Source organism: Acidovorax sp. SUPP2539, from assembly GCF_030158975.1.
In the GTDB taxonomy this organism is placed as follows: domain Bacteria; phylum Pseudomonadota; class Gammaproteobacteria; order Burkholderiales; family Burkholderiaceae_C; genus Paracidovorax.
In genome coordinates, this window is the sequence record NZ_BQXJ01000001.1 from 802,984 (window position 1) to 819,266 (window position 16,283).

The 16,283-nt window shown below is 68.5% G+C and carries 15 protein-coding genes; 8 read left to right on the top strand and 7 right to left on the bottom strand.

Going from position 1 to position 16,283, the window contains the following annotated elements; genetic code table 11:
* Positions 1-46 precede the first annotated feature (46 nt).
* Together AVTE2539_RS03590 and AVTE2539_RS03595 are read right to left on the bottom strand one after the other, a co-directional pair.
* Positions 47-721: a hypothetical protein gene (locus AVTE2539_RS03590; protein ID WP_284408387.1), complete on the bottom strand. Its 675-nt coding sequence runs from the start codon at positions 719-721 to the stop codon at positions 47-49.
* A gap of 192 nt (positions 722-913) precedes the next feature.
* Positions 914-1,180, bottom strand: coding sequence for a DUF1653 domain-containing protein (locus tag AVTE2539_RS03595; RefSeq protein ID WP_284408388.1), 267 nt, complete (start codon positions 1,178-1,180; stop codon positions 914-916).
* A gap of 39 nt (positions 1,181-1,219) precedes the next feature.
* Between AVTE2539_RS03595 and AVTE2539_RS03600 the strand changes: the two genes are divergently transcribed.
* The 3 genes from AVTE2539_RS03600 to AVTE2539_RS03610 all read left to right on the top strand — a co-directional run bounded on the left by AVTE2539_RS03600 (position 1,220) and on the right by AVTE2539_RS03610 (position 5,803).
* Positions 1,220-3,076, top strand: a complete 1,857-nt coding sequence (locus AVTE2539_RS03600) for a M48 family metallopeptidase (protein ID WP_284408389.1) — start codon at positions 1,220-1,222, stop codon at positions 3,074-3,076.
* A 52-nt stretch (positions 3,077-3,128) separates the two neighbouring features.
* The gene (locus tag AVTE2539_RS03605; protein WP_284408390.1) at positions 3,129-4,451 is read left to right on the top strand and encodes an RsmB/NOP family class I SAM-dependent RNA methyltransferase; all 1,323 of its coding nucleotides are present in this window, start codon (positions 3,129-3,131) and stop codon (positions 4,449-4,451) included.
* A 137-nt stretch (positions 4,452-4,588) separates the two neighbouring features.
* Positions 4,589-5,803, top strand: a complete 1,215-nt coding sequence (locus AVTE2539_RS03610; protein WP_284395190.1) for a DesA family fatty acid desaturase — start codon at positions 4,589-4,591, stop codon at positions 5,801-5,803.
* Positions 5,804-5,867: 64 nt separating this feature from the next.
* On the opposite strand, the gene AVTE2539_RS03615 is transcribed toward AVTE2539_RS03610, so the two are convergent.
* Positions 5,868-6,284 (bottom strand): hypothetical protein, encoded by a 417-nt coding sequence (locus tag AVTE2539_RS03615; protein ID WP_284408391.1) that lies wholly within the window; start codon positions 6,282-6,284, stop codon positions 5,868-5,870.
* Between the two features lie 221 nt (positions 6,285-6,505).
* Between AVTE2539_RS03615 and AVTE2539_RS03620 the strand changes: the two genes are divergently transcribed.
* A complete protein-coding gene (locus AVTE2539_RS03620) occupies positions 6,506-8,011 on the top strand; it encodes an aminotransferase-like domain-containing protein (protein ID WP_284408392.1) in 1,506 nt (501 codons plus the stop codon).
* Between the two features lie 122 nt (positions 8,012-8,133).
* On the opposite strand, the gene rpmG is transcribed toward AVTE2539_RS03620, so the two are convergent.
* The 3 genes from rpmG to trxB all read right to left on the bottom strand — a co-directional run bounded on the left by rpmG (position 8,134) and on the right by trxB (position 9,702).
* The gene (rpmG, locus tag AVTE2539_RS03625) at positions 8,134-8,304 is read right to left on the bottom strand and encodes a 50S ribosomal protein L33 (RefSeq protein ID WP_008904999.1); all 171 of its coding nucleotides are present in this window, start codon (positions 8,302-8,304) and stop codon (positions 8,134-8,136) included.
* Between the two features lie 11 nt (positions 8,305-8,315).
* Entirely contained in the window at positions 8,316-8,549 is a 234-nt protein-coding gene (gene rpmB, locus AVTE2539_RS03630; protein ID WP_087496789.1) for a 50S ribosomal protein L28, read from the bottom strand.
* A 193-nt stretch (positions 8,550-8,742) separates the two neighbouring features.
* Positions 8,743-9,702 (bottom strand): thioredoxin-disulfide reductase, encoded by a 960-nt coding sequence (trxB, locus tag AVTE2539_RS03635; protein ID WP_272564625.1) that lies wholly within the window; start codon positions 9,700-9,702, stop codon positions 8,743-8,745.
* 223 nt (positions 9,703-9,925) lie between these two features.
* Between trxB and AVTE2539_RS03640 the strand changes: the two genes are divergently transcribed.
* Together AVTE2539_RS03640 and lolA are read left to right on the top strand one after the other, a co-directional pair.
* Positions 9,926-12,268 carry a DNA translocase FtsK gene (locus AVTE2539_RS03640; protein WP_284408393.1) on the top strand — a complete coding sequence of 781 codons (2,343 nt, stop codon included), beginning with the start codon at positions 9,926-9,928 and terminating at the stop codon, positions 12,266-12,268.
* Between the two features lie 49 nt (positions 12,269-12,317).
* Positions 12,318-12,950, top strand: coding sequence for an outer membrane lipoprotein periplasmic chaperone LolA (gene lolA / locus AVTE2539_RS03645; protein WP_284408394.1), 633 nt, complete (start codon positions 12,318-12,320; stop codon positions 12,948-12,950).
* A 110-nt stretch (positions 12,951-13,060) separates the two neighbouring features.
* On the opposite strand, the gene AVTE2539_RS03650 is transcribed toward lolA, so the two are convergent.
* Complete coding sequence (locus AVTE2539_RS03650; protein WP_272564622.1) at positions 13,061-13,417, bottom strand: DUF1304 domain-containing protein; 357 nt, start codon at positions 13,415-13,417, stop codon at positions 13,061-13,063.
* 251 nt (positions 13,418-13,668) lie between these two features.
* Here AVTE2539_RS03650 and AVTE2539_RS03655 point away from each other — a divergent pair, with 251 nt between their 5' ends.
* Positions 13,669-14,973: a replication-associated recombination protein A gene (locus AVTE2539_RS03655; RefSeq protein WP_284409412.1), complete on the top strand. Its 1,305-nt coding sequence runs from the start codon at positions 13,669-13,671 to the stop codon at positions 14,971-14,973.
* 374 nt (positions 14,974-15,347) lie between these two features.
* On the top strand, positions 15,348-16,277 hold the full coding sequence (locus AVTE2539_RS03660) for a branched-chain amino acid ABC transporter permease (protein WP_272564621.1): 930 nt from the start codon (positions 15,348-15,350) through the stop codon (positions 16,275-16,277).
* The last annotated feature ends 6 nt before the right edge of the window (positions 16,278-16,283 follow it).

The following is a 16,283-nucleotide window of genomic DNA, read 5'->3' on the forward strand; positions in this document are numbered from 1 at the left end:
CTGGCAGGGGCCCGGCAGGGGATGGCCCGCGTCGCCCGCGCTCCGGCTAAGACCGTTGGAAGAAATGGCGCAGCCGCTGCGCGATTCCCCTGGAGGGCGCATGCGCCGGCGCGGTGGTGGCCGCCGCCGCCGGCAAACTGGCCTGCGCCTTGGCCTGGGCCTTTGCCTTCGCATGGTCCTCGTCATCGAACAGATCCTGCAGGGTGACCCTCGCCGCTTGTGCCTCCAGCTCGGGCTCCTCGGCGATGGTGAACAGGGTCCGGCCTTGCAGTCGGGCCATCGCGGCTTGCACCTCGGGGCTCTCGTCGGTCTGGATCTCCTCGGCGTGTGCCGAATCCGGTAAGGGCTGCGCTGTGGGCGGCGGCTCCTGCCGGATCTCCGGGTGCGTCCCGGAAGGGGCTTGCGCCGCCGGTGGCTCCGCTGCGGGGCGGGGGATTGGGGCGGTAAAAGCCGATCCGGCGCTCACGTTCATGTAGCGGATGGCGGAGGCCACGTCGGACGCCCGCTGGCTGGCAGTGCTGTCCAGGGGCTGGCGCGGCCGGGGCGCTGCCTGCGGCCTGGAATGGCGCCCCACCAGGCCGGACAGCAGGCCGCCACCGCCGTGGCTGCTGCTGCTGCTGCTGCTGGCTTTGGGCGCCGTACCCGATGCTTTCCCGGGCGAGGTCGACGGGGCCGCGTTCGGGGTGGGGCGGGAGTGCGGCAGCAGTTTGGAAAATTTCACGGGCCAGGCCTTTGCTTCGACTGGCACAGGCCAGAGGATGAAGCAGGATGGTGTTCCTGGCGCAGTGGAATTTGCTTTGCCGCACGAACACGCCATGGTCCATCCGAAGCTGGCGTATCGCAACGGATTAGCATTAATTTGCTATAAAAATAATAGCTATCAAGGCAATCGGATCTAGGGCATTTGGCCTTTTTATGGCTTGGCCGTGGGCACGGCTTCCGGCGATGCCTGCACCCGCTGAAAGCGCGGCTGCTCCCGTCCGTCGATCACCACGGTTTCCTCGAACATCGCGGCGGGCCGCACCCACAGCCCGCGCTCGCCGTAGAGCGCGCGGTACAGCGTCATGGGCTCCAGTGTCTCGCTGTGGCGCGCGGTGTCGATCACCTCGTACAGAAGGCCCTTGTAGTGGCGATAGAGGCCGGGCGGGGTGGGGCGCAGGGCGGGAAGGTCGTCGGTCATGGATACGATGGCGGATTGGCAAACGGGGGATGGCGGGACATGGACCAGGCGGATTTCGTGCACATGGTGCGCATGAGCGAGCACGCGAGCGCTGAAGACTCCAGCGCGTACCGGCGCAGTGTCGCCGCTTTCGCGGCCCTGGGGTACGCCTGGGTGGTGGGTTGCCTGCTGCTGTCGGCGGGGCTGCTGGCGTGGGTGTTGCCCCAGTTGTGGCATGGCCGCTTTCGCGTGGCCTACGTGTGGGTGGTGCTCGGGGCGGGCGGCCTGCTGTGGACCTGCCTGCGCGCACTCTGGGTGCGCATCGATGCGCCCGATGGCCTGCCCATCACGGCGGCCGATGCGCCCGGCCTGTTCGAGGCGCTGGAGCGCATCCGCACCAAGGTCAAGGGCCCGGCGCTGCACGGCGTGTACCTGGACGGCGACTTCAACGCCAGCATCCGGCAGACGCCGCGCTGGGGGCTGTTCGGCGGCGCGGTCAACCACCTCACCATCGGCCTGCCGCTCGTCATGGCGCTGGACAAGCCGCGCCTGATGGCCGTGCTGGCGCACGAATACGGCCACCTGCGCGGTGGCCACGGCCAATTCACCGCCTGGATCTACCGCACGCGGCTGGGCTGGCTGCGCCTGCACGAGGGCCTGCGCGATGGCAGCGGGCCGGTGGCGGCGGCCACGCAGGCCTTCCTGCGTTGGTACTTCCCGCGCTTCGCCGCGCGGACGTTCGCCCTGGCGCGCCAGGACGAATACGAGGCGGACCGCATCGCCGGCCGGTTGCTGGGCCCCGACGTGGCGGCCGCGGCGCTGGCCGAGATCGAGATCAAGGCCGCCTGGCTGGCGGACGAGTTCTGGCCCGGGCACTGGCGCACGGCAGCCGCCCACCCGCTGCCGGCGGGCCCCTACGGCGCCCTGCGCCGCCTGCTGGCGATGCCGGTCGAGGCCAGCTTCGCCCAGGAGGCGCTGCGCCAGGCCGTGAGGCGCATCAGCGGCGTGGACGACACCCACCCGGTGCTGCGCGACCGGGTCGAGGCGCTCACCGGTGCGCGACCCGCCCTGCCCGAAGGCTCGCGCCGCGGCGCCCTGTCGCTGCTGGGCCGCGACCCGCAGCGCTGGATCGACCATTTCGACCGCCTGTGGTGCCAGGAAAACGCCACCGGCTGGAAGGAACACCACGCCTGGCTGACCCGGGTGCGCGAACGGGCCGAGGCGCTGAAAGCCAGCGCGGCCCGCAACAACGCCGACGAAACCGTGGAATGGGCCACGCTGCTGCGCCACCTGGACCCCGCTGCCGATGTGCGCCCCCTGTACGAGGCCGCCCTGCAGCGCAGCAGCGAGCACGCCGGCGCGCTGCAGGGGCTGGCCCGCTGCCTGCCGGCCCCCGACCGGGAGGCCCGCCTGGCCGTGCTGGCGCGGCTGTGGGATGCAGCGCCGGCCCGGCGCTGGTGGGCGGCCAATGCCGCCGTCGCTGAACTGGAGACGACGCGCCCGGGCCTGGACTACGACGCCGAAGGCCTCAAGCACTGGCGCGAGCGGCTGCGCCAGGCGGGCGAGGCCGAGGAGCGGGCGTGGGAGGAGCTGTCCACCCCGCCGTACTTCAGCCGGGTGGCGCGACACGATCTCTCGCCGTTCGAACTGAGCGAGGTGCAGTCCGAACTGGCCCGCTGCCGCCCGGTGGTGAAATGCTGGATCGTGTCCAAGGCCCTGCGGGAGTTTCCGCAGCGGCGGGCCTACCTCGTCTTCGTGCTCCTGCCGGCCATGGACGATGAGGACCGCTACGGGCTGTGCCGCTGGCTGGAGCGAACCCTCAGCCTGCCCGGGCCGGCGCTCGTGCTGTGGGCGGGGGAGTCGCCCACGCTGCAGGAGATCGAGCGCTCGGCCTTCGCGCCGGTGCTGTCGAGATAGCACCGGCGAGGGCCCCGGCAGGCCGGGGCGGCGCCAGTGGGACAATCGGGCGATGCACCCCAAAGCCCTTCTGGACGCCTGCGCTGAACTCGTCAGGCTGACCTTGACCCTCGAACACCCCGCCGACGCGGTGGTGTCCCGTTTTTTCCGTGACAACCGCTCCCTGGGCCCGCGCGAGCGCGCCACCCTCGCCGAGACCGCCTACACGGTGCTGCGCAAGAAGCTGCTGTTCGAGCAGCTCGCCCGCTCGGGCAGCGGCCCCAAGGAACGGCGCCTGGCCATCCTGGGCTTCGCGCACAGCCAGGACGAGCAGGCCCGCCGCGCCGGTGCAGGCAATGCCTCCAGCGCGCGCGACTTCCTGCGCGGCGCCCTGAACGATCAGGAAAAGAACTGGCTCGACCAATGCGATGCCGTGCCGGCGGACGACCTCATGGACCGCCACCGCCACAACCTGCCCGAGTGGCTGGTGGCGCCGCTCAAGAGCCAGCTGGGCGATGGCTTCTGGCCCCTGGTGGACAGCCTCTCGCAGAGCGCACCGCTCGATCTGCGCGTGAACGCGCTGCAGGAAAAGCGGGCCGATGTGCAAAAGGAACTGGCCAAGGCCGGCATTCCGGCCCAGCCGACCCCGTACTCCCCCTGGGGCCTGCGCGTGGACGGCAAGCCCGCGCTCACCAAGCTCGATGCCTTCACGCGCGGCGCCGTCGAGGTGCAGGACGAAGGCTCGCAGTTGCTCGCGCTGCTGCTCGATGCCAAGCGCGGCGAGATGGTGGTCGACTTTTGCGCCGGCGCCGGCGGCAAGACGCTGGCCATCGGCGCGGCCATGCGCAACACCGGGCGCCTCTATGCCTTCGACGTGTCGGCCCACCGGCTCGACGCGCTCAAGCCCCGGCTGGCCCGCAGCGGCCTGTCGAACGTGCACCCCGCCGCCATCGCACACGAGCGCGACGACCGCATCAAGCGCCTGGCCGGCAAGATCGACCGCGTGCTGGTGGACGCGCCGTGCTCCGGCCTGGGCACCCTGCGCCGCAACCCCGACCTGAAGTGGCGCCAGAGCCCCCAGGCGGTGCAGGAACTGGTGGCCAAGCAGACGGCCATCCTCGCCAGCGCCGCGCGCCTGCTCAAGCCGGGTGGCCGGCTGGTGTACGCCACCTGCAGCGTGCTGCCCGAGGAGAACGAAGCCATCGCCGAAGCCTTCGGTGCCGCGCACCCCGACTTCGTGCCGGCCGATGCGGCCGAACTGCTCACCCAGCTCAAGGTCGAGCAGGCCGGCGCGCTGTGCAGCGGAACGGAATCGGGCACTGGTTATCTGCGCCTTTGGCCCCATCTGCACCAGACCGACGGTTTTTTTGCCGCCGTGTGGACGCGCAAGCCCTGAAAGCCGTGCCGCGCACCCCCGCAAGACACCGGCGGTGTTGCGGGTATACGCGGCTTCGTGCCTGCATCGCCCCCTAAAATCATTCAGTTGCCCCCGAAAGGGGCGGCATTCACTTTGTTTGCTAGCGAAGGCTCCCTATGCTGTTACCCGACTGGGCTGTTCTGAACGCCGCCATCGACTGGCTGGGCTCCGGCCTGTGGAACCTGTCGTGGTGGCAGGTGGTGCTGTACACGCTGTTCACCACGCACATCACCATCGCGGCGGTGACCATCTTTCTGCACCGCGCGCAGGCCCACCGTTCGGTGGAGCTGGGCGCGGTGCCCTCGCACTTCTTCCGCTTCTGGCTGTGGCTGGGCACCGGCATGGTGACCCGCGAGTGGGTGGCCATCCACCGCAAGCACCACGCCAAGTGCGAGACCGAGGAAGACCCCCACAGCCCGCAGACCCGCGGCCTGGACACCGTGATGTGGCGCGGCGCCGAGCTGTACCGTGCCGAGGCGAACAATGCCGAGACGGTGCGCAAGTTCGGCCACGGCACGCCCGACGACTGGGTGGAGCGCAACGTGTACAGCAGGTTCGCCTGGCAGGGCGTGGGCCTCATGCTCATCATCAACTTGGTGCTGTTCGGCGGCCTGGGCGCCACGGTGTGGGCCGTGCAGATGCTGTGGATTCCCTTCTGGGCGGCCGGCGTGGTCAACGGCATCGGGCACTTCTGGGGCTACCGCAACTTCGAGGCGCAGGATGCCAGCACCAACCTCGTGCCCTGGGGCGTGGTGATCGGCGGCGAAGAGCTGCACAACAACCACCATACCTATCCGACCGCGGCCAAGTTCTCGGTCAAGCCCTATGAATTCGACATCGGCTGGATGTACATCTCCCTGATGCGCGCCGTCGGCTGGGCCACGGTCAAGAAGGTGCCGCCCAAGCTGCGCCTGGGCGCCGTCAAGCCGGTGGCCGACGAGCACACGCTGGAGGCGCTCATCGCCAACCGCTACGAAGTGATGGCCGGCTACGCCCGCGGTGTGCGCCAGGCCTGCCGCGAGGAACTGGCAGCGCTCAAGGCGCGCAAGGGCGACGTGTCCGTGCTGCGCGCCGCCCGCCGCTGGGCCCATCGCGATGCCGAGAAGGTGCCCGCCCGCGCCAAGCCGCACCTGGCCCAGGCCCGCGCTGCCCATCCGGTGCTCGACAAGATGATGACCATGCGCGAAGAACTGCGCCAGCTGTGGCTGAACACCTCGCAGTCGCGCGAGCAGCTCACGGCCGACCTGCAGGCCTGGTGCCACCGTGCCGAGGAGAGCGGCGTGGCGGCCCTGCGCGAGTTTTCGCTTCGGCTGCGCGCGGCGCAGGTCTGACCCTCACGGACTGCCGGGTCGGCAACGCTTCGGTTGCCCGGGGCCGACCCGTGTCGGCTGCGGCTCAGTGCGCTGCGCCGACCTCGCCGGACGCCCGTGCTCCGCTGGCCGCGGCAGCGTGCCACCGGGTCTTCATCCATGCCCAGGCCTGCGCCAGGGCGCCGGGCTGCGGCACCGCTTCGATCAATACGGCGCGCACCGGCCGGCGGCCCGGGTTGCCCAGGCTTACCCAGGCGGTGGGCGCACCGCCGTCCTGGGTGAGTGCTTGCCCGGCCACCAGCGTCTGCTGGCCCACATGCAGCACCTGCCCGCAGACCAGCGGGCCGAAGCCCAGTGCGATGTCGCCTTCCAGCGCCCGGAGCGTGCTGGCCGGGGGCAGGCAGGCCAGCACATGCTGCCCCGGCGGGATGTCCAGAACAAGGCGCAGGGCAGGGGTGGCGGAGGTGGTGGCAGTGGCGGTCGGGCGGGGGGCTTGCGTCATGGCGGACTCCTTCGGATGAGGACTCCAGCGTAAGAAAAGCCGGCCTTTTGGGGCAGGTACAAGCGCCACCGGCGGCAGGTAGAACAGCCGCGATCGGCAGGGGGCTGTTATGGTTCGCCATGTTCCATCCTGTATCTGTTCCGGTGCACCGTGCCGGGGCATGATGGGATTCCCGCTTGCCGCGCGCGGGGCCTGGCGCGCGGGTTCTTCCGATGCCTGCCATGTCCCGCTCTGCCGATCCCCGAGAGACCACCCCCCTGTACCGCCAACTGGCGGCCCTGTACGAGCAGGCGATCGCCGCCGGCAGTTTGCAGCCGGGCATGCGCATGCCGTCGGTGCGCGAGCTGTGCCAGCGCCACCAGGTGAGCCTGACGACCGCGCTGCAGGTGCTGCGGCACCTCGAATCCCAGGGCAGCGTGGAGGCCCGCGAGCGCGTGGGCTACTTCGTGCGCGAGCCCGGCGGCATGGCGCTGCCCGGCGCGCGTGAGCCCGAGTTGCTGGAGCCGCTGCCGGACGACCCGAGCGTGTTCGCCGGCATCAACGAGCGCATCTCCATGTTCCTGGAAAAGGCGCGCCGCGCCGGCCCGGTGCCGCTGGACCTGGGCAGCGCCATGCCGGCGCCCAGCCTGTTCGATGCCCGGGCGCTGAACCGGCTGGCGCAAAGCCTGCTGCGCGAGCAGCCCGATATCCTCGTCTACGGGCCCTCGGCGCCCACCACCCATGTGGAGTTCCAGCAGGCGATGGCCCGCCATGCGCTCACGTTCGGGGTGTGCCTGGCGCCTTCCGACATCAGCGCCACCCACGGCAACTCGGAGGCGGTCACCCTGGCGCTGGATGCCATCGCCGACCCGGGCGACGTGATCGCGGTGGAGTCGCCGACGTTCTTCGGCATCCTGCAGGCCATCCAGGTGCGGGGCCTGAAGGCGCTGGAGATTCCCTGCAGCCCGCACACCGGCATTTCGCTGGAGGCGCTGGAACTGGCGGCGCGCAACGAGCCGCGCCTCAAGGGCGTGGTGGTGGTGCCCCACCTGCAGATGCCCCAGGGCAGCGTGATGCCCGATGCGCACAAGGAACGCCTGGTGGCGCTGTGCGTGGAATACGGGCTGGCGCTCGTCGAGGACGACATCTACCGCGAGTTCGTCGAGTCGCCCCGCGCACTGCGGCCCGCCAAAGCCTGGGACAAGGTGGGCGATGCCGGGCAGGTGATCTATTGCGCCTCGCTCAGCAAGAGCTTCGCGCCCGGCCTGCGCCAGGGCTGGATGAGCGCCGGGCGCTGGCAGGCCCGGGTGCAGATGCTCAAGTTCGCCCGCACGCGCAACATGCAGACCTGGTCCCAGTTGCTGGCCGCGCGCAGCGTGGACTCGCCGGCCTACGAGCGCCACATGCGCCGCATGCGCACCCAGTTGCGTGTGCAGCGGGAGCATTCGGCGCGCGCCGTGGCACGGTACTTTCCGGTCGGCACGCGCCTGAGTTTGCCGCCGGGTGGGATCAGCCTGTGGCTGGAACTGCCCCCCGACATTTCCACCACGCGCCTGTACGACCAGGCCCTGCAGTGCGGCATCCGGATCGCGCCGGGCCCGATGTTCTCCAACACCGGGCGCTACGAAAACTTCCTGCGCCTGAGCTGCGGCATGCCGTTCACGCCCGAGGTGGAGGAGGCCTACCGCACGCTGGGCACGCTCATGGCCCAGCAGCGCGCCGAGCCGGCACTGCGCCGCGCGGCCTGACGCGCCCGCTGCCGGGGCAGGCGCCGATAAGCAACACACCGGCCAGCGAACATGCACGGCGCGGCGGGCATAAAAAAACCGCCCGGGGTGCCGGGCGGTTCTTGAAGGGGCCTGAGGCTGGATTACTTCAGCTTCATTTCCTTGTATTCGACGTGCTTGCGAGCTTTTGGATCAAATTTCATGATCAGCATCTTCTCGGGCATCGTCTTCTTGTTCTTGGTGGTGGTGTAGAAGTGGCCGGTACCCGCAGTGGATTCCAGCTTGATCTTGTCGCGTCCGCCTTTGCTTGCCATGGTGCTTCTCCTTAAGCTTGGCCACGTGCGCGCAGGTCTGCGAGCACGGAGTCAATACCGTTCTTGTCGATCAAACGCAGGCCGGCGTTGGAGATGCGCAGGCGCACCCAGCGGTTTTCGCTCTCGACCCAGAAACGGCGGTATTGCAGGTTCGGCAGGAACCGGCGCTTGGTTTTGTTGTTGGCGTGGGAAACATTGTTCCCGACCATCGGGCCCTTGCCCGTGACTTCACATACGCGTGCCATGAGGACACTCCAATGTTTTCAACGGCCTTCGAGCGGGTGCCCTGCGGATCGCCAGCGAAGAACGCTTTGGATCGCAAGGCCTGCCGTCGGCCTCACCTCGCCAGTTCAGGGTGGCGGTAACCCGATTGCCGTGTCCAGGATGGCGCAAAGCCCGCCCAATTTCAGCAAAGCCGCGGATTATAGCCCGCTTTGTTCAGATGACGCCATCCTGCTCGAGAAAGCGCTGCGCATCCAGCGCGGCCATGCAGCCCGTGCCCGCGCTGGTGATGGCCTGGCGGTACACATGGTCCTGCACGTCGCCTGCGGCGAAGATGCCCGGCACGCTCGTCTGCGTGGCGAAGCCCTTGAGGCCGCCCTGCGTGACGATGTAGCCGTTCTCCATGGTCAACTGGCCTTCGAAGATGGCGGTGTTGGGCGAGTGGCCGATGGCGATGAAGCAGCCCTGCAGCGCGATGTCCTCGGTGCGGCCGTCCACCGTGCTCTTGACGCGGATGCCCGTCACGCCGCCGTCGTTGCCCAGCACCTCGTCCAGCGTGTGAAAGAGCTTGAGCTCGATCTTGCCGGCCGCCACCTTCTCGTTGAGCTTGTCCACCAGGATGGGCTCGGCCTTGAACCGGTCGCGGCGGTGCACCAGCGTGACCTTGCGAGCGATGTTGGACAGGTACAGCGCCTCTTCCACGGCGGTGTTGCCGCCGCCGACCACGCACACGTCCTGCTCGCGGTAGAAGAAGCCGTCGCAGGTGGCGCAGCCCGACACGCCGCGGCCCATGAAGGCCTCCTCGGACGGCAGGCCCAGGTACTTGGCCGAGGCGCCGGTCGCCAGGATGAGCGCGTCGCAGGTGTAGGTGCCGCTGTCGCCCTTGAGCGTGAACGGCCGCTGGCTGAAGTCCACCTGGTTGATGTGATCGAACACGATCTGCGTCTTGAAGCGCTCGGCATGCTCCAGGAAGCGCTGCATCAGGTCGGGGCCCTGCACGCCGTGCACGTCCGCCGGCCAGTTGTCCACTTCCGTCGTGGTCATCAGCTGGCCGCCCTGGGCGATGCCCGTGATGAGCACGGGGCTCAGGTTGGCGCGCGCTGCGTACACGGCGGCGGTGTAGCCGGCGGGGCCGGAGCCGAGGATCAGGACTTTGGCGTGTTGCGTGTTGGACATGGAAGGAAGGTAAATGTTTGTATGCCCGCGGCCGGGCTGGATGGGCAGATGGGACCGCAGCCGCGGAGTATCAACCCGCCGCCACGGGCGGCAGGCGCCGCTTTTTCAATCGCGCCCATTGTAAGAAGCGATGAAAAGCCGGGCGCTCCACCGGGGCGCTCGATGCCGCGACCGGCGCAAAAACCGCGCAATGCGCATGGGGTAAGCTTGGCCGCGCACGTTTATGACCTACTCCCTCAATACCCTCAATGCCTCCGCAGGCAAGTCGCCGCCCCGCAGCGGGGCCGCACGTTTCGGCCACGAGATCAGCCTGGTGCTCGGTCTCGTGGCCCTGGTTTTCTGGCTGCTGGCGTTGGCGACCTATTCGGGGCAGGACGCCGCCTGGTCCACCTCGGGCGTGGGCGACGGCCGGCTCATGGCCAACTGGGCCGGCCGCTTCGGTGCCTGGCTGGCTGACAGCAGCTATTTCGCGCTGGGCTTTTCGGTCTGGTGGTGCGTGGCCGCGGCGGTGCGGGCCTGGCTGTCTTCCCTGGCGCGCTGGATGCGGGGCGGCGAAGACGCCGGCGCCAATGCGCACAGCCCGATGGTGCGGCGCGCGATGTTCTGGGGCGGCCTCGTCGTGTTGATGGCGGCCAGCACCGGGCTGGAGTGGTCGCGCCTGTACCGGCTGGAGTCCCTGCTGCCCGGCCATGCGGGCGGTGCGATCGGCTATCTCACCGGGCCTGCGGGCGTGAAGTGGCTGGGGTTCACCGGCTCGGGCCTGGTGGGCGTGATCCTGGTGGTGCTGGGCGCGGCACTGGTGTTCCGCTTCTCGTGGGGCCACGTGGCCGAGCGGCTGGGCGGGCGCATCGATGCGCTGGTGCAGCTGGGCCGGGCCAAGCGCGAGAAGGCCAAGGACGTGGCCGTGGGCAAGCGCGCCGCGCGCGAACGCGAAGAGGTGGTGCTGGAGGAACGCCACGAGGTCGAGCAGCACCATCCGCAGCCGGTGCAGATCATCGAGCCGGTGCTGTCCGACGTGCCCCAGAGCGCCCGCGTGGTGAAGGAGCGCCAAAAACCCCTCTTCACCGACATGCCCGACAGCCGCCTGCCGCAGGTCGATCTGCTGGACGGCCCGCCCGCGCAGCGCCAGGAGACGGTCTCGCCCGAGACCCTGGAGATGACCAGCCGCCTCATCGAGAAGAAGCTCAAGGACTTCGGCGTGGAAGTGCGCGTGGTCGCCGCCATGCCGGGTCCGGTCATCACCCGCTACGAGATCGAGCCTGCCACCGGCGTGAAAGGCTCGCAGATCGTGGGCCTGGCCAAGGACCTGGCGCGCTCGCTGTCGCTGGTCTCCATCCGCGTGATCGAGACGATCCCGGGCAAGAACTTCATGGCGCTGGAGCTGCCCAACGCCAAGCGGCAGTCGATCCGGCTGTCCGAGATCCTCGGCTCGCACGTCTACCACGAGGGCAAGAGCATGCTCACCATGGGCCTGGGCAAGGACATCGTGGGCAACCCCGTGGTGGCCGACCTGGCCAAGATGCCGCACGTGCTGGTGGCCGGCACCACCGGCTCGGGCAAGTCGGTGGGGATCAACGCCATGATCCTCTCGCTGCTCTACAAGGCCGAGGCGCGCGATGTGCGCCTGCTGATGATCGACCCCAAGATGCTGGAAATGTCGGTGTACGAAGGCATTCCGCACCTGCTGGCGCCCGTGGTCACCGACATGAAGCAGGCCGCCCACGGCCTGAACTGGTGCGTGGCCGAGATGGAGCGCCGCTACAAGCTCATGAGCAAACTGGGCGTGCGCAACCTGGCCGGCTACAACGTGAAGATCGACGAGGCCAAGGCGCGCGAGGAGTTCATCTACAACCCGTTCAGCCTCACGCCCGAAGAGCCCGAGCCGCTGCAGCGCCTGCCGCACATCGTGGTGGTGATCGACGAGCTGGCTGACCTGATGATGGTGGTGGGCAAGAAGATCGAAGAGCTGATCGCCCGCCTGGCGCAAAAGGCGCGCGCGGCCGGCATCCACCTCATCCTGGCCACGCAGCGCCCCAGCGTGGACGTGATCACCGGGCTGATCAAGGCCAACATTCCGACGCGCATCGCCTTCCAGGTGAGCAGCAAGATCGACAGCCGCACCATCCTGGACCAGATGGGCGCCGAGGCCCTGCTGGGCATGGGCGACATGCTCTACATGGCCAGCGGCACCGGCCTGCCGGTGCGCGTGCACGGCGCCTTCGTGTCCGACGAAGAGGTGCACCGCGTGGTGAGCTACCTCAAGAGCCAGGGCGAGCCCGACTACATCGAGGGCGTGCTGGAGGGCGGCACGGTCGATGGCGACGACGGCCCGCTGGGCGACGGGGACGGAGGCAGCGGCGAGAAGGACCCCATGTACGACCAGGCCGTGGAGGTGGTGCTCAAGGACCGCAAGGCCAGCATTTCGTACGTACAGCGCAAGCTGCGCATCGGCTACAACCGCTCCGCCCGTCTGCTCGAAGACATGGAGAAGGCCGGCCTCGTGAGCGGCCTCACCACCAGCGGCCAGCGCGAAGTGCTGGTGCCTGCCCGCGGCGGCGGCGAATGAGCCGGCGGCCCTGGAAAAGCCGGCACCCGGCCTCAGATACCGAGAACCCATGAAAAAAATCATCCTCACCGCCCTGATCGCGGCCGCTGCCCAGTGCGCCAGCGCCGACGGCCTCAAAAGCCTCGAGTCCTTCATGAAGGGTGCGGCCGCTGGCCGTGCCGATTTCACGCAGACCGTCACCGCTCCCCCGAAGGACGGCGAGGCGGCGCGCACCAAGACGTCCAGCGGCACCTTCGAATTCCAGCGCCCTGGGCGTTTTCGCTTCACCTACCAAAAGCCCTTCGAGCAGACCATCGTGGCCGACGGCAAGACGCTGTGGCTCTACGACGCCGACCTGAACCAGGTCACCCAGCGCGCGCAGGCCCAGGCCCTGGGCACCACGCCGGCAGCGCTGCTGGCCTCGGCGCCTGACCTGCAGGCGCTGCGCGCCGACTTCGCTCTGGAGTCGCAGCCCGAGCAGGACGGACTGCAGTGGGTGCTGGCCACGCCGAGGGCCAAGGACGGACAGCTCAAGAGCGTGCGCGTGGGCTTCCAGGGCGAACGGCTCGCGGCGCTCGACATCCTGGACAGCTTCGGCCAGCGCTCGGCCATCCGCTTCACCAACGTGCAGTCGAGCGCCTCGCTGCCGGTCTCGACGTTCGACTTCAAGCCGCCAGCGGGCGCGGACGTGGTCAAGCAGTGACCGGCTAAAAGTCTTTTTGCTATCGTATTTGTAGCGTAATGCCCTAGTACTGATTGCGCTGGCGGGTATTTTGATGCATGGCCTGCACCCTGGCGCCGCAGCGCACCGGATCAGGCCAGCAGCACGAGGGCCAGGCCCACGGCGGCCGGAATGGCCTGGATGAACAGGATCTTGCGGGACGCCGTGGCGGCGCCGAACACGCCGGCCACCAGCACGCACAGCAGGAAGAACACCTTCACGCCCAGGCCGGCGCCGCCCAGCCACAGGCCCCAGAACAGGCCCGCCGCGAGAAAGCCGTTGTACAGCCCCTGGTTGGCGGCCAGCACCTTGGTGGCGGCGGCCCGTTCGGCGCTCTGCCCGAAGGCGCGCAGGCCGGCGGGCTTGTCCCAAAGGAACATCTCCAGCACCAGGATGTAGACGTGGAGCAGGGCGATCAGGGCGACGACGGCATTGGCAGCGATGGACATGGGGGGGCTCCTCCTTGGGTTTTCGAATCGAAATGGGCGCCGCGGCATTGTGCGGGAAATTCCCGCATGCCCATGGGGACGACGCGCCCTAAGAGGGGACAGAGAATAATCGGGCGTCGGGGGCCATGCCGCCTGCCTTGCCGAGCTTCCTCCCGCGTAACCCCGCGCCCGGCCCGCCGCCGGTGGCTCTTGGTCTTTTGCCCCCATCGCGTTCACTTCTTCACTGAGCCTACCCATTGACCCCCAAGACCATGGCCGATCTCTTTTCCTCCGCCCCCACCGCGCCGCTCGCCGAGGCCCTGCGCCCGGCCAGCCTGGACGAGGTCATCGGCCAGTCGCACCTGATCGGTGCAGGCCGGCCGCTGCGGCTGGCGTTCGAGTCGGGCAAGCCGCATTCGATGATCCTCTGGGGCCCGCCCGGCGTGGGCAAGACCACGCTGGCGCGGCTCACGGCGAGCGCGTTCGGCTATGAGTTCATCGCCCTGTCGGCGGTGTTCTCGGGCGTGAAGGAAATCCGCGCCTCGATGGAGCAGGCCGAGCACAACCTGGCGCTGGGCAAGAAGACCATCCTGTTCGTGGACGAGATCCACCGCTTCAACAAGAGCCAGCAGGACGGCTTGCTGCCGTTCGTGGAGTCGGGCCTGGTGACCTTCGTGGGCGCGACCACCGAGAACCCGTCGTTCGAAGTCAATTCGGCATTGCTCTCGCGTGCCCAGGTGTATGTGCTGCAGGTGCTGACCGACGACGAGTTGAAGCAGCTCGTGCGCCGGGCGCAGGACAAGGTGCTCACCCACCTGCAGCTGGACGACGCGGCGGTGGACACGCTCGTGGGCTATGCCGACGGCGATGCGCGGCGCCTGCTCAACCTGGTCGAGCAGACCGACACCGCCGCGCGCGCCGCCGGGGTGCAGCAGGTGGACGCCGCTTTCCTGGAGAGCGCGCTCACCCTCAACGCGCGCCGCTTCGACAAGGGCGGCGACAACTTCTACGACCAGATCTCGGCGCTGCACAAATCCGTGCGCGGATCGCACCCCGACGCGGCGCTGTACTGGCTCAGCCGCATGCTGGATGGCGGGGCGGATGCGAAATACCTCGCGCGCCGCATCGTGCGCATGGCCTGGGAGGACATCGGCCTGGCCGACCCGCGCGCCATGCAGATTGCCAACGACGCGGCGCTCACCTACGAGCGCCTGGGCTCGCCCGAGGGCGAACTGGCGCTGGCCCAGGCCGTGATCTACCTGGCGGTGGCGCCCAAGAGCAACGCCGGCTACATGGCCTACAACCAGGCCAAGGCGTTCATCAAGAAGGACAAGTCGCGCGAGGTGCCCAACCACCTGCGCAACGCGCCCACCAAGCTGATGAAGGAACTGGGCCATGGCAAGGCCTACCGCTATGCCCACGACGAGCCCGGCGGCTACGCGGCGGGCGAGACCTACCTGCCCGAGGACATGCCCGAGCCCGGCTGGTACCAGCCGGTGCCCCGCGGGCTGGAGGCCAAGATCGCCGACAAGCTGGCTCAGTTGCGCCAGCTGGACCAGGACGCGGTCAAGGATTGAGGGGGAAGGGGAGGGCGCTGCGAGGCTGCGCACCCCCGGTCCCTCACCGGGCAGCATCTCCGCCCGGCCCACCGGCCGCCCCCTCGGGCGGGGCGGTTGGCGGCTGCTGAACCGTATAAGCCACCCGGGCCAATCCCTCGGCTGCATCACCCCGGCTAATGGTGACGTCGCCCCGCTGATGGCGCCCGAGTCCAAGGGAAAACCCCGCCAAACGTGCTAAAGGCGCACGGTTTCGACTGGCTACAATCCCGTCCACCAAACCCGCACAGCTTTGCTCCTGGCGGGTTTTTTGCTAGGTGGCATTGGGGGCTCACAAGGCACTGCCGATCTTGGCTTGCGAAGTGCGCGCGTTACAAACACGAAGGACTTTTTTTATGGACATCTTGCTGCAGCAGATCATCAACGGTCTGGTTCTCGGCAGCATGTACGCCTTGATAGCCTTGGGCTACACGATGGTGTACGGCATTATTCAGCTGATTAATTTTGCCCATGGGGAAGTGCTGATGATCGGCGCTCTCACCAGTTGGAGTTGCATTGGCCTGATGCAAGAGGCCATGCCCGGGGCTCCGGGCTGGATCATCCTTCTCCTGGCCACCCTGATCGCCTGCGTCGTCGCCGCGGCGCTGAACTTCGTCATCGAGAAGGTCGCCTACAAGCCGCTGCGCAGCAGTCCGCGCCTGGCGCCCCTGATCACCGCCATCGGGATGTCGATCCTGCTGCAGACGCTGGCCATGATCATCTGGAAGCCCAACTACAAGCCGTATCCCACCCTGCTGCCCACGACCCCGTTCCAGGTCGGCGGCGCGGTGATCACCTCCACCCAGGTGCTGATCCTGAGCGTGACGGTGGTCGCACTGGCTTCGCTGGTGTATCTGGTGAACTACACCAAGCTCGGCCGCGCCATGCGCGCCACCGCGGAAAACCCCCGTGTGGCCTCCCTCATGGGCGTGAAGCCCGACATGGTGATCTCGGCGACCTTCATCATCGGCGCCATCCTGGCGGCCATCGCCGGCATCATGTATGCCTCCAACTACGGCACCGCGCAGCACACCATGGGCTTTCTGCCGGGCCTCAAGGCCTTCACGGCCGCGGTGTTCGGCGGCATCGGCAACCTGGCCGGCGCGGTGGTGGGCGGCATCCTGCTCGGCCTGATCGAGGCCATCGGCTCGGGCTACATCGGCACCCTCACAGGCGGCCTGCTGGGCAGCCACTACACCGACATCTTTGCATTCATCGTGCTCATCATCATCCTCACGCTGCGCCCCTCGGGCCTGCTGGGCGAGCGTGTGGCCGATCGCGCCTGAGGAACC